Origin of the sequence: Streptomyces sp. NBC_00554 (assembly GCF_041431135.1) — a bacterium.
Lineage (GTDB): Bacteria > Actinomycetota > Actinomycetes > Streptomycetales > Streptomycetaceae > Streptomyces.
The window spans coordinates 1332811-1347798 of the sequence record NZ_CP107799.1 but is presented as its reverse complement, the minus strand read 5'-3'; the positions used below and the strand labels follow the sequence as shown (position 1 = coordinate 1347798).

The window sequence follows — 14988 nt, the reverse complement described above, 5'->3', positions numbered from 1 at the left end:
GCCTCTTGGCCCGCAGCGGCCGCACGTATCTCTCCTGACGACATCTGACGTCACGCCCCCTAGAACTAGATCGCTCGCACCCCGGCAGGTGTACCGAGCATCCTCGCGGCCACAAAAATACCTTCTCGAAGGAAAATTTCACGGGCTGCGCGGCGACTTCGCGACTTCGCCCTCTGACCAGGGCGGAAAGGACACCGGGAGGTGTGACGGGTGGCACACATGCCGGAGAACCGGCTTGCGGGGAGTGTGCTGTCCGGGGGTCGGACGCAGTGTCAACAGATCGTGAACAAAAGGCCGATGACCGCCGAAGGCCGGGGGAGGTACCTTCGGCGGCCGTTCATGGCCCGGCGGGGACGCGTCGGCATCCGGCCGCCAGGGTGTCGGTCGGCCGCCCGACGGGCAGCCCACGACCGGGGGTTGGTGGAGGCGCGCGTTGCGGCCGGCGCCGTCCGCCGCCGCGTACGGCAGGTGCGGACGGTCCTCCAGGAGCTCCAACTGCTCACCCCGGCCGACGAGATGGTCCTGACGCCCGGTCCGGTCACCGGAAGGCGCGGCCCATCACCGGGACGGCCCCCGAACTCCCCTGAGGCGGGGGGACGTTCGGAGGCCGTCCGGTGTCCTACGCGCCGAGGCGCTTCGCGGGGAAGCCGTGGTTGCGAGAGAGGACGACGACCACGAGCACCGGCAGCAGGAGCAGCAGCATGGTCCAGGGGAAGGAGCCGGGGCCGCTCACGTCGAGCAGGATGCCGCCGATGACACCGCCGGCCGCCATGGCGACGTTCCACAGCGTGACCAGCATCGCCTGGGCCGCGTCGGCCGATTCGCCGCCGGCCTCGCCCGCGGCGGTCTGCAGCAGGGTCGGCACGCCGCCCCAGCCCAGGCCCCACAGGAGGGCGGCGACGTACACCAGGGCGGTGTTGTCGGAGAGCACGGCAAGGAGCGCCGCCGACACGGCCACCAGCAGGGTGCTGGCGATGGTGAGGGAGCGCAGCCGGAGGTGGATCTGGGCGCCCACGATCCAGATGCTGAGCAGGGAGGCGGCACCGAAGACGAGCAGCACCACATCGGTGTCGCCGCCCATGCCCAGGTCCTCAAGGAACGTGGCGACGTAGGCGTACAGGATGGTGTGGGCCAGCACGAAGGCCAGCGTGACGAACAGCACCGGGGCCACGCCCGGGACGCGCAGTGCGTCCCGCATCTTCGGGCGCTCACCGGCCTGCTGCCCGGGGTAGTCCGGCACGGCCACCAGGATCCATCCCAGCAGCACCACCGTGAGCACCGTCATCGCCACGAACGCCGTGCGCCAGCCGAGCGTCTCGCCGAGGAAGGTACCGGCCGGCACACCGAGCGAGAGCGCCAGCGGAATACCGGCCATGGCGACGGCGATCGCCTTGCCCTGCAGCGCGACGGGCGCCATGCGCCGTGCGTATCCCGCGAGCAGCGCCCAGGCCACACCGGCGGCGACACCCGCGACGAACCGCGCCACCATCGTCAGACCGTAGTTCGACGACACGGCGGTGACGGTGTTGGCCACGGCGAAGCCCGCCATGGCGGTCAGCAGCAGCACTTTGCGCCGCCAGGCGGCGGTGGCCGCGGTCAACGGGATCGCGGTCAGTGCGGTGCCGATCGCGTAGATCGTCACCGTCTGGCCGGTCGCGGACTCGCTCATGTGGAGGTCGTCGCTCATCGCGGGGAGCAGGCCCGCCGGGAGGGTCTCGGTGAGGCTGGTGATGAAGACGGCCGTGGCGAGGGCCAGCAGGGCGAAGAGCGGGAGCTTCTGCCGTTCCTCGCCATCGGGTGCGGCGCGGGTGTCCTTGCCGGGGGTGGTCGTGGTGTTCGACGACGTGCTCATGCCGTGATCTCCGGATCATCTGGGGACGGGGTGCGTCCGGGTTTCTGTGTGCGGGGCTTTTCGTGTGCGGGGCTCTTGTGTGTGCGGGGCGAACGGCTAGGGGTGGCCGAGACCGCCGTCGACGGGGAGTTGGGCGCCGGTTGTGAACGTCGCGTCCGTGGCGAGGAACAGCGCGGCCCGGGCCACCTCCTCGGCGGAGCCGAGGCGCCCCAGCGGGGGCAGCGGTGCGGCGTCGCTGGCCGGCGCCTCGATACAGCTCGGGGCCACCGCGTTGACGCGGATGCCGCGCGAGACGAGCTCGGCGGCGAGCGTGCGTACGGAGGCCGGGGTCGGGGCGGCGGCGGTGAGCACCACCGCGCCGCCGTCGTCGAGGTGCGGCAGCAGCGGACGAGCGGTCGGTACGGCGTCGGCGAAGACGAGGTCGACGCCGCGGTGGCCGGTGCCGTCGACCGGTCCGAGGGCGGACTCGACGGCGTCCGGGGCGACCACCCGGGCGGCGGAACCCAGTTCGGCGCTCGCATACGCCCGCTCCTGCGCGGTGCCCGCGGTCAGCAGGACCTCCGCGCCGCCCTCCACGAGCCGCTTGGCGATGGCCAGACCGATCCCGTTGGCCTGGTCGACGACCACGGCCCTCCTGCCCGCGTACCTGGTCATGGCTGCCGCTCCTTCCTGATGATTCCGCTGCCGGGCACCCCACGTCGCCCGGCGGGAACGACTGTGCGCGCCGGCGCTTCGGAGAGACTTCGGAGCCGCTTACGGTTCGCTGACGGTCGACCGTCGCCGCAGGTGGGCGCCCTGCACGCGGGCCCGCCGCAGCCGGACATGTACGGTTGCCCGCATGCGGTTCGGGGTGCTCGGGGCACTGGTGGTGTGGGACGACGAGGGGGAGACGGTCAGGGTCCCCGAGCTCAAGGTCCGGGCACTGCTGGCCGATCTGCTCACGCACGACGGGAAGCCGGTCTCCGCCGACCGCCTCGTCCAGGACCTGTGGGGCGACGAACCGCCGGGCAAGCCGACCGGCGCACTCCAGGCCAAGGTCTCCCAACTGCGCCGGGTCCTCGGCCGGGACCGCGTCGTACTGCAGGCCCCCGGCTATCGTCTGCGGCTCGACCCCGCGGCCGACGAGGTGGACGCCGGCCGGTTCCACGCCCTCGTGGCCGAGGCCCGCCCCGTCCGGGACCCGCACACCCGGGCCGTGCTGCTCACCGAGGCGCTCGACCTGTGGCGGGGGCCCGCCTACGCCGACTTCGCGGACGAGGAGTTCGTACGGGGGGCCGTGCGGCGCCTCACCGAACAGCGGCTCTCCGTACTGGAGGAGCAGGCCGAGGCCCGCCTCGAGTCCGGGGACCATGTGCTGCTCGCCGGCGAACTGGCCGACCTCGTGGCCAGCCACCCCCTGCGCGAGCGTCTGCGCGCCCTCCAGATGAGGGCGCTCTACCTGGCCGGCCGCCAGAGCGAGGCCCTCGCCTCCTACGAGTCCCTGCGCTCCCGCCTCGCCGATGACCTCGGCGTCGACCCCGGCCCCGCCCTCAGCGCCCTCCACCAGGCGGTACTTCGCCAGGACCCGGGGTTGGGCCAGACCTTCGGCATGGCGCCCGGAACGGGCATGCGGGCACCCGGTACAGGCGTGCGGGCCCCTGGTACGGCTGCGGTGGCGCCGGGTGCGGGTGCGACCTCCCCCGGTGAGGCCGCGGTTGACCGCGGCGGCGCTGCGGGGCTGTCCGGTACGGCCACGACGGCACTGGGCACGGGTGCGATCTCCCCCGATGAGGCCGTGGCTGACCCCGGCGGCGCTGCGAGGGTGTCCGACACGGCCACATCGGCACCGAACGCGCCCGCTCCTGCCCTCGGTACAGATGAGGCCACAGCCGTACCCGGCAGCCCTGCGGAGCCGTCCGACACGGCCACAACGGCACCGAGCGCACCCACTCCCGCCCCCCGAACCACCGCGACGCCCCCCGCCCTCACCCCGCCGGCCCCGAACCCCCTCACCGGACCACCCCACTCGAACCTCCCCGCCCCCCTGACCCCCCTCATCGGCCGCGCCGAAGCCCTGACCGGGCTCTCCCAACTCCTCACCACCGCCCGCCTGGTGACCCTCACCGGCCCCGGTGGCGTGGGCAAGACCCGGCTCGCGGGGGCGGCGGCCGGGACGGCGAGGGCGGATGAACTCCCCGACGGCGTCTGGCTCGTGGAGTTCTCCGGAGTCCGGGGCGGTACCGCCGCCGACCTCGCCCAGGTCGTGGCCTCCGCTCTCGGGATCCGGGACGACGCCCCGTCCGCACTGCCGGGCGCCGGGGCCGGGGTACCCTCGCCGTCCCCGGCGCACCGCCTCGCCGCGGTCCTGCGGGACCGCCGCACCCTGCTCGTCCTGGACAACTGCGAGCACGTGGTCGACGCCGCCGCCGAACTCGCCGAGCTGTTGCTGCGCACCGCGCCCGGGCTGCGGGTGCTGGTCACCAGTCAGGAACCGCTCGGCTTGGCGGGCGAGGCCGTGTTCCTCGTGGAGCCGCTCGGAACCGACGACGCCGTACGGCTGTTCACCGAGCGTGCCGCCGCCTCCGCACCCGGCTTCCCGCTCGACCCGGACACTGCCGACCCGGACGACCGCGCCGCCGTCGCCGAGATCTGCCGCCGCCTCGACGGCATCCCGCTCGCTCTGGAGCTCGCCGCCACCCGCGTACGCGCCCTGGGCGTAAGGGAGTTGGCGGCCCGGCTCGGCGACCGGTTCCGGATCCTGACCGCCGGGCAGCGAGGTGCGCCCGCCCGTCAGCAGACGCTGCGGGCGATGATCGACTGGAGCTGGGAGCTGCTCAGCGCACCCGAGCGCATCGTCCTGCGCCGCCTCGCCGTACACAGTGACGGCTGCGACCTGGCCGCCGCCGAAGCGGTGTGCGCGGGCGACGGCGTGGCCCGCGAGGAGGTCCTCGACCTGGTGACCCGGCTCGTCGACCGGTCGTTCGTGGTCGTCGTGCAGGGCCCCACCGGCCCCCGTTACCGGCTCCTGGAGTCCGTCGCCGCGTACGCGATGGAGCGCCTGCACGAGATGCAGGACCTGACCGCCGTACGCGACCGCCATCTGCGCCACTATCTCGCGCTCGCCGAACGCGCCGAGTCCCGGCTGCGCTGTGCGGGCCAGCGATCCTGGCTCGCCCGCCTGGACGCGGACGCCGGCAATCTGCGCGCGGCGCTCGACGAGGCGGTGCGCCGCGCCGCCGACGGGCAGCCCGAGGAGGCCGTACGACTGGCCACCGCGCTGTCCTGGTGGTGGCTGCTGCGCGGCCGCCTCACCGAGGCACGCCGCAGCCTGTCGACTGTCCTCGCCGCCGCTCCGGACGCCGCCGCCCCCGAACTCACCCTGGTGCACGCCGCGTTCGCGCTGCTCACCGGCGACCCCACGGAGGCGACGGCCACGGCGGCGGCCGACGCCGTCCCCGATCCGGTACGCCGGGCCCGCGCCCTCTGGCTGTGCGCGTACGGCCTGTTCAGCGCGGGCGAGGCGACCGCGAGCGCGGAGCTGAACGCCCGGGCCCTCGACCTCTTCGACACGGCCGACGAGCAATGGGGTACGGCTGCCGCGCTCGGCCTGCGGGCCACGCTCGCCCTGGTCCGCGGCGACCTCGGCGCACTCGGCCGGGACGGACTGCGCAGCGCCGAGCTCTTCGGTGAACTGGGCGACCGCTGGGGCGAGTTGCAGACCGTGTCACCGCTCGCCGCGCTCGCCGAGATCAAGGGCGAGTACGAGGAAGCGGCCCGCCTGCAGCGGGAAGGGCTGCGCATGGCACGGGAGTTGGGCCTGGAGGCGGAGGTGTCGGCGCGGCTGTCCGGGCTCGGCCGGCTCGCGCTGCTCGCCCGCGACTGGGATCAGGGCCGGGCCCTGCACGAACAGGCACGTCGCAGCGCCGCCGAGCAGGGCTACAGGTACGGCGAGATCCACGCGGAGATGGGCCTGGCACTCGGCGCCCGCCGCTCGGGCGACCTCGATGCGGCGCAGGCGCACCTGCTGCACATCCGCGACGGCCACGCCGACGTCTCCTCGGAGGCGGGCGACCATCTGCTCCTCGCGGAACTCGGCTTCATCGCCGAAGTCCGCGGCGACGCCGGTCAGTCGGTCCGTCATCACCTGCACGGCCTGGACGTCGCCCGCTCCCTCGGCGAACCGCGGGCCCTCGCCCTGTCCCTGGAGGGCCTCGCGGGCGCGGCCTCCCTGGGCGGACCGGGGATGCCGGCCGAGTGCGCCGCGCTGCTGCTCGGGGCGGCGGACGCGGCCCGCAGAGGGGTGGGCGCCCCGCTGCCGCCCGCCGAGCGCGGCGACGTCGACCGCGTCGCGGCGGCGGCACGGGCTGCCCTGGGCGGACCGGCCTTCACGGAAGCTTTCGAGTGCGGCGCGCGGCTGACCGCCGAGGAAGCGGTGCGCCATGCCCATACGGCCCTCGACTGGCCGGAGAACACGGCCGGTTGAAGGTCGTCCCACAGTTCGGTGTCCTGACAGTTCGGTGTCCGGAGCCTCAACATCGTCGTGGCGCGGACGGACACAGCTGGATGTCCTCCTCGGCCGACGGAATGATCGTCCGCACCAGCGCGGTCGTGCGCTCCACCAGGTCGGCACGGTCGTCGAGCACCCAGGAGATGTGCTGGGCGCCGAAGAAGGCGGAGACCAGCACGGTGGCGAGCGTGTCGGGCGGCGGAAGTTCGTCCCGCGCACCCGTCTCGCGATCCCTGGCCAGCCACGAGGTGATCAGCTCGGTGTACCCCTGGAAGGGCAACGGAAGCCGAATGCCGATCAGTTGGCGTTCGAGCTGGAGTCGTGCCCCGGCCTGGAGGACCGTCTCGTCCCGGAACGCCGTGGCCGTCCGCAGCAGCAGCTCGGCCACGGAGCCGATGGGGGAGAGGTCCAACTCCTCGACCGCGTCGGCGATCTCGCCGATCCGGCGGTAGAACAGGTCGGTCACCGCGAGCGCGAGGGCGTCCTTGTTCTCGTAGTGGAAGTAGACGGCGCCCTTCGTCATGCCGGCTGCCTCGGCCACGTCCAGGATCGTGACCGCGGGATAGCCCTTGGCGGCGAACGCCTGGGCGGCGGCCGCGAGTATGCGCTCCCTCGTCCGCACCGCCCGCTCCTGCTTCAGCTCCCTGGTGCCCGCGGGGAGTTGAGGGCCGAAAGCATCGCCGGCGATTCCCATGATGATCCACTTTCGCTCTTTTGAAGAAACCTGCTCGAAGGTATATTTGGCGACCGGGGGGCAGGCTGCGTCGGCTTGACCCGATTTTTAGGGGGAGACGAGGATGTATCAGGGTCGGCTACGGCGAGAAACTCCAGGTGAACCGGTCCTTGCGGATCCGGAGCTCGAATTCCAGCGGACGGTGGCCCGACGTCTTGTGCACCGGGCCGCCGTGGCGGAGGTCTTCGTCACGGATGCGGTGGTGCTCGGCGAGGACCACTTCCTGATCGGCAGCCAGTGGCCGCGCGACCACACGCTCTATCATCCGGACGTCCACCGGAGAAGCGACCCGCTGCTGTTCGCCGAGACGATCAGACAGGCGCTCGTCTACCTCGCCCACTGGCACTACGGAGTCCCGCTCAGCCACCGCTTCGTGGGGTACGACATGGACTTCGAGATCACCGACCCGGGCGCCATGTGTGTGGGCGGCAAGCCCTTGCCGGTGGAACTGGACGCGCGCTGGCAGTGGACCGACCGCAGGCCGCCACGCCGCTACGGCGCCCGCCTCGAGGTGACACTCTCCGTCGGCGGCCGGAGCTGCGGCCGCGGCAGTCTGCGGGTCGTCGCGCTCGACGAGCGCAGCTATCGGATCATCCGCGGGCGCATCGGCGGAGCCGAGTCCGCCGCCGTCTCGCCCGAGGAGCCGAGCCTTCGGCTGGCGCCGGGCCTGGTCGGCCGGCTGCGGAACAAGGACAGTGTGCTGGCCCCCGGTTCGTCGGCCGCCGAATGGCTGCTGAGACCGGACCTCGATCACGCCGTTCTCTTCGACCACCCCACCGACCACCTGCCGTTGATGGTCCTGTTGGAGGGTTTCCGCCAACTCGGCCACCTGATGACCCAGCCTGCGACGCCGCACCCCGGCGGTCCCGCACTCACCCTCGTGTCGGCGGCCGTCGACTGTCTGGCCTTCGGTGAAGTCGGCGTACCCACCCGCCTCGTCGTGCGCGAGGACGTGACGGCCGTGGACCCATGGGCCGAACGCCGACTGCGCCTCGACGCGCTCCAGGGCGACACGCCGATCGCGAGCTGCGCTTCGGTGTGGGCTCCGATGCGACCGGCGACGGCAGGGGAACTGCCGGTCGGTCTGCCCGTGCCCTGTGCCTGAGGTCTGAGCGCGGACGTCACCGTCCCGCACGGGCACGCACCAACTCCCCATGCCCCGCCTCCACTTGTTGTCTGCGGCATGGTCGGCGAGCCGCCACATACCGTCGGGAAGGAATTGTACTGAAGGGTGGCCAAAAATCGAAGGCTTCCCTGTACGCGCTTTCCATGCCTGGCGGCATGCCTCAACAGCCCACGTCTGATTGCCGATTGACAGAAGGACGTCATGACTGACGCCGAAATACGACGAGTTCGCGCCACACCGCTCGGTCAAGGCGGCGCGCTGAGCCCGGAAGCCGTTCGGCGGGCGGCCGACACGGCCCGTCGGGACTCCCGTGAGGCCCAGCGCGAGCGGCGGTTGACACCGGGGACGGTCGCCGCCCTGGAAGCCGCGGGCTTCGCACGCCACTTCGTCCCCCGGCGCTGGGGCGGCGAGGAAGGGACATTCGGCGAGGTGTTCCGCGCGGCCGTCACGGTGGGAGAGGGATGCGCCTCGGCCGCATGGTGCGCGGTCCTGTGGGCGGCACACGGACGGTTCGCGTCGCTGCTGCCCGAGGAGGGGCAGAAGGAGATCTGGGGCGAGGGGCCCGACGTCCGGATCGCCGCCGCCCTCATGCCCCGGTCGGGCAGCGCGTCCAGGGCGCCCGGAGGATGGCTGCTGCACGGCGAATGGGACCTGGCCAGCGGCGTCGACGGCGCCCACTGGATCCTGCTGGTCGCGCCGGAGGTGACGGAGCCGGACCGTCCGGCACGCCTCTTCGCTGTCCCCAGAAGCCTCGTGACCGTCCACGACACCTGGAACGCCACGGGCCTGCGCGCCACCGGCAGCAACACGGTCGTTCTCGACGCGACCGTGGTGCCCGAAACCCGCAGCATCCGCCTCGCCAAGTTGTTGGCCGGCGACGACACGGGCGTGCCCCGGTGCCACGCGGCGCCCGCCCATCTCGCGGGCGGCCTCATGTTCTGCGCGCCCGCGGTCGGCGCCGCCCGCCGCGCCCTGGCCGTCTGGACCCGGTGGGCCAAGGCGGACACCCCCGGTGACGTACGGCCCCTGGACCGCCCCTCCGTGCAGGAGCGTCTGGCCCGCTCGGCCGCCGAGATCGACGCGGCCGAGCTGATGCTGCGTACCGCGGCGCAAAGGGCGGACACCGAACCGATCACTCCGGGGGCGGTCGCCGTCAACCGCCGGGACGCCGCCGTGGCCGTGGAGTGGCTGGCCACCGCGGTCGACCGGCTGTTTCGCACCGGCGGCGCCCATCTTCGCGACGTGGACGGTGAGTTGCACCGGCATTGGACGGACGTCCTGACCGTCGCCTCCCACGGCGCACTGCGCCTGGAACCCGCCGCAGAAGCCTTCGCCCGTTCCCTCGACACCGTCGGCGGGTCCGAAGATGCCTGACACACCCCGCCGGCTGGTGTTCAGCGACGTCGACGAGACGCTGATCAGCGGCAAGAGTCTGTTCGACTTCCTGGACTTCTACTTCGCCGCCCGGCACGGCACCGACGGAGCCCTGCACGCGGCCGGAACACGGCGTCGTATCGCCGCCCTGGTGGCCGGAGGCGCCCCGCGCGAGGTCGGAAACCGTGCGTACTACGAGGCCTGGAGGGGCGAACGCCTCGACGTCGTGACGGCCTGGGGAACCGAATGGTTCGCGCAGCGCAGCGCCATGCCGGGCTTCTATGTGCCGGCCACGCACACGGCACTTCGCGAGCACCGGGAGGCCGGGGACCGGCTCGTTCTGGTCTCGGGTTCCTTCCCCGCGGTGGTGGACCCCGTCGCGGCCGACATCGGCGCCTGCCATGTGCTCTGCACCCGCCCCGAGGCGAGGGACGGGATCCTCACCGGAGCGGTGACCGGAGAGCCGTGCATCGGGGAGGGCAAGCGGAGAGTGGTACGGGACCTGGCCGAGGGGTACCCGGACCTCGACTTGGCCGACTGCTACGCGTACGGAGACCATCCGTCCGACCTGCCGATGCTCACGGAGGTCGGACACCCTGTTGTGGTGGGCGGCAGCGCGGAGTTGCTGGCTGCGATTCCCGGGGCCCGGGTTCTGCCGGTGGGTGCGGTGGTCTGAGACTCCGGGGGACTGGAGCCGCTGGGGAGTGTCTGCCGTTGTTCCGCCCCGGTCTGCCGTCACTCCGTGTCATTGACGGAGAGCAATTGCCAGACCTGGCGCACCTGTTCGGCGTTGTCGCCGATTCCGGTCGCCGGTGCGGTGTAGTACATCCCGAACATCAGGGCCACCACGAGCGAGCTGATCAGTTCCGGATGCTGCCGGTTGGTCAACTGCTCCTTCTCCTGGGCGTCGCCGACGAGCCGGGTGAGCGCGGCCGAAATGTCGACGATGAGGGCCGGTACCCGTCCCTGGGTGCAGGCCTCCTCGGATGCGAGTCGGAGACCGGCGCGGAAGCGCAGGTCCGACTGCATACGTCGGACGAAGCCGATCGTGACGTGGCGCAGGCTCGTCAGCGGCGGGTCGCCCTCACCGATCTCCTGCAGCAGCTCGTGCCCCACCCGGTCGAACGCGGCGGTGAACACGGCGGCGAGAGCGTCCTTGGACGGGAAGTGGGCGTACAACGCCCCCTTGGTCATGCCGACATGGGCTGCGATGCGCTGGAGATTGGCGCCCGCGTAGCCATGGCGCGAGAACTCGTGGGCCGACGCGTCCAAGAACCGCTCATGAGTCCTCGAAGCCCTTTCCTGTTTCACCATGATGCCCCTCCGTCGACACTCGGTCACTCGCAATAACAGTCGCTGACGAATCTTTTCTTGCCGACGGACCGCTTACAAGCCTGGAAGGGGGATACGGCTCAGTTGTGACTGCGGCTGGTCGGGCTGCGGGAGCCGCGCAGGTCGTCGAGGGCGTGGCCGACGCTCGTCGGCGAGTTCGTGGCGGGTGCGGCGGATCGGGCCGGAGGGAAGCCCCCTGCAGGCCGGTTGGGCATGCCGGACCTCGTGTCTCAGGCATGTCCGCCGGACACCCTGAGCAGGTGCTCACTTGACTACCAGGCGTCACACGCGCTTTGCTCCGGCAAGCGATAGTCAGACAGTCGGTCCACATCTCGCCGACGGTCGTACCGACTTGACGCCCCCCATCCGCTTGCCCGGCCGCACAGCGAGGTGCTGCACCACCATGAACATGACTCCCTCACGTCACCTGTCCGGCAGTTCCGTGCGCGGCACGGCCCTGGCCTCCGCCTTCGCCGCCGTCTGCCTGCTCGCCGCAGGCTGCTCCGCCTCCGGCGGGTCGGAATCCGGCAGCGACGCCGCCCCGGCAGGCCAGGCGGGAACTCCCCGGCTCAAGATCGCCCTGATCACCCACAGCGCCCCGGGGGACGTGTTCTGGGAGCTGGTGCAGAAGGGCGCGCAGGCGGCGGCCGCGAAGGACAACATCGACCTGACGTACACGAACGACCCCGTCGCCACGGGTCAGGCGGACCTGGTGCGGGACGCGGTCGCCGACCGGGTCGACGGCATCGCGGTGACCCTGGCCAAGCCGGAAGCGATGAAGAGCGCGGTCGGCCAGGCCGAGGCGGCCGGCATCCCCGTCGTCGGCCTCAACTCCGGTATCGACGCCTGGCAGTCGGAGGGCCTGCTCGAGTACTTCGGCCAGGACGACAGTGTCGCGGGCCAGGCCGTCGGCGACAGACTGGACGGCTACAACGCCAAGCACGCCCTGTGTGTCATCCACGAGCAGGGCAACGTCGGACTGGAGGCGCGCTGCGCCGGTGTGAAGAAGACGTTCGGCGGCGACACCGAGAATCTCTACGTGAACGGCGCCGACATCGACACGGCGACCGAGGCCATCACGGCCAAGGTGCGGCAGGACCCGACCATCGACGAAGTCGTCACGAACGGGGCGGGCTTCGCACTCGCTGCGGTGAAGTCCGTGAAGGAGGCGGGCAGTAAGGCCAAGGTCGCCACCTTCGACCTCAATACGGACCTGGTCAAGGCCGTGCAGTCGGGGGATGTGCAGTTCGCGGTGGACCAACAGCCCTATCTGCAGGGCTATCTCGCCGTGGACTCGCTCTGGCTGTACAAGACCAACGGCAATCTCAGCGGCGGCGGAGTGGCTCCGGTGCTCACCGGTCCGGCGTTCGTCACCAAGGAGAACGTCGCCGCGGTCGCGGAGTTCGCGGCCAAGGGGACCCGCTGATCCGCCGCCGTCATATAACGGCGTGACCAAGGTTTCGGGTACTCACCGTGTGTACGGTCACTTGTACGGATAGCATCCTGCACACCCCTTGGGGTTGTACGGACATACGGTCACCCCCGCCGCGCTCGTCCGAAACCCCTCCCCCGCTCACCATGCCCGCTCCCTCGCCCCCCCCGCAGCCCACATCCGCTTGTTGATCGCCCTAGGACGACCATGTCTCCACGGACAGGTGCCCGGCGCCGTCTCGGGTCCATACGACTCTCGCTGATCCTTCTGGCTCTGGTCCCCAGCGTCACCCTCGCCGCCATCTGGGGTGTGACGACGATCCAGATGTTCTCCGAGGGTCTGCGGCTGCTGGACCAGACCGGACTGAGCAAGTCGACCGGAGCCATGGGCACCGAGGCGACGCTCGCGCTGCAGCAGGAACGCAGCCTGTCGGCCGTGCTGTTGGCCTCGCCCGACAGCTCCCGGACCGCCCTGGACGAGCAGCGGAAACGTACCGACGAAGAGGTCGCCAAACTGGTCGGCCAGTCCGATGCGATCCAGCAGGCCCCCGAGCGGATCGCCGACCGGATGTACTCGGTCATCGCCTCGATGGGGAGCCTGGAGTACTACCGGGGTCAGGTGGACAACCCCACCAACATGACCGGCGACCAGGCACTGGCCCAGTACACCTCGATCATCGACGACCAGATCCACGCCTTCCAGGAGCTCTCCCAGGTCGACGACGGTGACCTCACCTCGCAAGCCGGGCCGCTCGTCGCCCTTGAGCACTCGGCGGAACTGGTCTCCCAGGAGGACGCCCAACTGCACCTGGCCTGGCCGTCGGGGCGGCTCGACGAGAAGTCGTGGGACCAATTCACGCAGCTGGTCAACGTACGGCGCTGGCTCGTCGAGGACCAGCTCCAGCCCTCGGTGCGCGGCACGTTGAAGACACAGACCGAGCGGGTCCTCCAGAGCCCGGAGTGGAAGACCCTGGAGGCCGTCGAGGACCAGGTGCTCGCGGCCCGGGCCAAGGGCCTCACCGATGACCGTGAGATCGCTCTGCCGGACGCGCAGAAGCGGTGGAGTGCCGCACTGGCCAAGCTCTCGGACGAGTACACGATCCTGATTCGCCAGGAGACGGCCGCACTGCTGGAACGCAGCGACGACAAGGCGCAGGGACTGCTGATCAAAGCGGCCTCGCTGAGCGCCGGCGGACTCGTCGCCCTGCTGGTGTGCGTCGTGATGTCGTGGCGCATCACCCGGTCCCTTTCCCGTCGGCTGCGCGGACTGCGCATCGCCACCCTCAGCCTGGCGGAGGAACGGCTGCCCGACGTGGTTGCCCGGCTCGACCGCGGCGAGAAGATCGACATGGCGTCCGCCGCGCCCCCGCTGGACTACGGCAGGGACGAACTCGGGCAGGTGGCACAGGCGTTCAACACCGCGCAGCGCACGGCCGTGCACACCGCGGTGGAACTCGCCGACACCAGACGCGGCTTCCAGAAGGTGATCCTGGGCATCGCCCGGCAGAGCCAGAACCTGGTCAACCTGCAGCTCAGCAAGCTCGACACCCTGGAACGCGAGCACCAGGACCCGCAGATCCTCAAGGGCCTGTACGAACTCGATTCCAACGCAAGCCAGTTGCGCCGGTACGAGGAGAACCTCGTCATCATCAGCGGCGGGCAGCCCCGGCGCAGCTGGACCGAACCGGTCGCGCTGATCGACATCCTGCGCAGTGCCATCGGTGAGATCGCCGAGTACCAGCGGGTGGAGGTGCACACCGACGAGGAGGTGTTCCTCACCCCGCCCGCGGTGGCGGACGTCATCCACCTGCTGGCCGAACTCATCGACAACGCGACCGCGTACTCACCCGCGCCCAGCCCGGTCGGGATGCGGGCCGGGATGGTGGCCAAGGGACTCGCCGTCGAGATCGAGGACCGCGGCCTGGGTATGTCCGAGGAGGACTACGCGGCGTTCAACGCCCAGTTGGCGGTGCCCCCGCAGTTCGACGTGGTGGCGCTGGCCGACGACCTGCGGCTCGGCATGTTCGTGATCGCCCGGCTAGCCACCCGGCACGGCATCGCCGTCACGCTGCGCTCCTCGCCGTACGGAGGGACCACCGCGATCGTGCTCATCCCGCACGACATCGTGGTGCGGGAGCCCGGCGAATCCCCTTCCACGGACAAGGAGTCGGCGGGTTCGGCGGACTCCCCGGCCCGGGAGTCGGCCGCAGCCGCGAAGGGCTCCACTGCGGACACTCCCGGCCCGGAGCGGCAGACCCACGAGCGCTCGCGGGAGACCCAGCCCGTCGCCCGGGTTCGGACGGCCGCCGCCTCTCCGACCGCCGACGCGTCCCGGTCCGCCTCCGGGATGCCCCACCCGGACTCGAGCGGAGCCGACAGTGGCGGTGACCTTTCTCCGCTGCCGCGCCGGGTACCGCAGACCAGCCTGGCCGCCGAGCTGCGGGAGGACTCCGGGCCCACCGTGGCCGCTGACGACGCCTTCGAGGACTTCAGCGCCGAGCGCGCGGCCTCCTCCCTCGCCGGCTTCCAGCGCGGAACGCTCCAGGCGCGTGACGACGCCACGGATACGACGGGCGACCAAGGGGAAGAAGCCGCACCGGAAGGCGCATCCGTCACCTCGACTCCGCCCGCAGACCGCTCATGAAGGACAGAGA

At 71.4% G+C, this 14988-nt stretch carries 10 protein-coding genes; 6 read left to right on the top strand and 4 right to left on the bottom strand.

Annotated features, from left to right (window positions below):
• Positions 1–619: 619 nt before the first annotated feature.
• Together OG266_RS06075 and OG266_RS06070 are read right to left on the bottom strand one after the other, a co-directional pair.
• The gene (locus tag OG266_RS06075) at positions 620–1852 is read right to left on the bottom strand and encodes an MFS transporter (protein WP_371543630.1); all 1233 of its coding nucleotides are present in this window, start codon (positions 1850–1852) and stop codon (positions 620–622) included.
• A gap of 96 nt (positions 1853–1948) precedes the next feature.
• Positions 1949–2506, bottom strand: coding sequence for an SDR family oxidoreductase (locus OG266_RS06070; RefSeq protein ID WP_371543628.1), 558 nt, complete (start codon positions 2504–2506; stop codon positions 1949–1951).
• A gap of 184 nt (positions 2507–2690) precedes the next feature.
• Here OG266_RS06070 and OG266_RS06065 point away from each other — a divergent pair, with 184 nt between their 5' ends.
• Complete coding sequence (locus OG266_RS06065) at positions 2691–6314, top strand: BTAD domain-containing putative transcriptional regulator (protein ID WP_371543626.1); 3624 nt, start codon at positions 2691–2693, stop codon at positions 6312–6314.
• Positions 6315–6360: 46 nt separating this feature from the next.
• Here OG266_RS06065 and OG266_RS06060 read toward each other — a convergent pair whose 3' ends face one another.
• Positions 6361–7032: a ScbR family autoregulator-binding transcription factor gene (locus OG266_RS06060; RefSeq protein WP_371543623.1), complete on the bottom strand. Its 672-nt coding sequence runs from the start codon at positions 7030–7032 to the stop codon at positions 6361–6363.
• Between the two features lie 181 nt (positions 7033–7213).
• Between OG266_RS06060 and OG266_RS06055 the strand changes: the two genes are divergently transcribed.
• The 3 genes from OG266_RS06055 (at position 7214) to OG266_RS06045 (ending at position 10247) form a co-directional block, all read left to right on the top strand.
• Positions 7214–8176, top strand: coding sequence for a ScbA/BarX family gamma-butyrolactone biosynthesis protein (locus OG266_RS06055; protein WP_371543620.1), 963 nt, complete (start codon positions 7214–7216; stop codon positions 8174–8176).
• Between the two features lie 222 nt (positions 8177–8398).
• Positions 8399–9571, top strand: a complete 1173-nt coding sequence (locus OG266_RS06050; protein ID WP_371543617.1) for an acyl-CoA dehydrogenase family protein — start codon at positions 8399–8401, stop codon at positions 9569–9571.
• Positions 9564–10247 (top strand): HAD family hydrolase, encoded by a 684-nt coding sequence (locus tag OG266_RS06045; protein ID WP_371543614.1) that lies wholly within the window; start codon positions 9564–9566, stop codon positions 10245–10247. The genes OG266_RS06050 and OG266_RS06045 overlap by 8 nt, the downstream gene beginning before the upstream one ends.
• Positions 10248–10306: 59 nt before the next feature.
• On the opposite strand, the gene OG266_RS06040 is transcribed toward OG266_RS06045, so the two are convergent.
• On the bottom strand, positions 10307–10843 hold the full coding sequence (locus tag OG266_RS06040) for a TetR family transcriptional regulator (protein WP_371543612.1): 537 nt from the start codon (positions 10841–10843) through the stop codon (positions 10307–10309).
• A 463-nt stretch (positions 10844–11306) separates the two neighbouring features.
• Between OG266_RS06040 and OG266_RS06035 the strand changes: the two genes are divergently transcribed.
• The gene (locus OG266_RS06035; RefSeq protein ID WP_371543610.1) at positions 11307–12329 is read left to right on the top strand and encodes a substrate-binding domain-containing protein; all 1023 of its coding nucleotides are present in this window, start codon (positions 11307–11309) and stop codon (positions 12327–12329) included.
• Between the two features lie 213 nt (positions 12330–12542).
• Positions 12543–14978 carry a nitrate- and nitrite sensing domain-containing protein gene (locus OG266_RS06030; RefSeq protein ID WP_371543607.1) on the top strand — a complete coding sequence of 812 codons (2436 nt, stop codon included), beginning with the start codon at positions 12543–12545 and terminating at the stop codon, positions 14976–14978.
• The last annotated feature ends 10 nt before the right edge of the window (positions 14979–14988 follow it).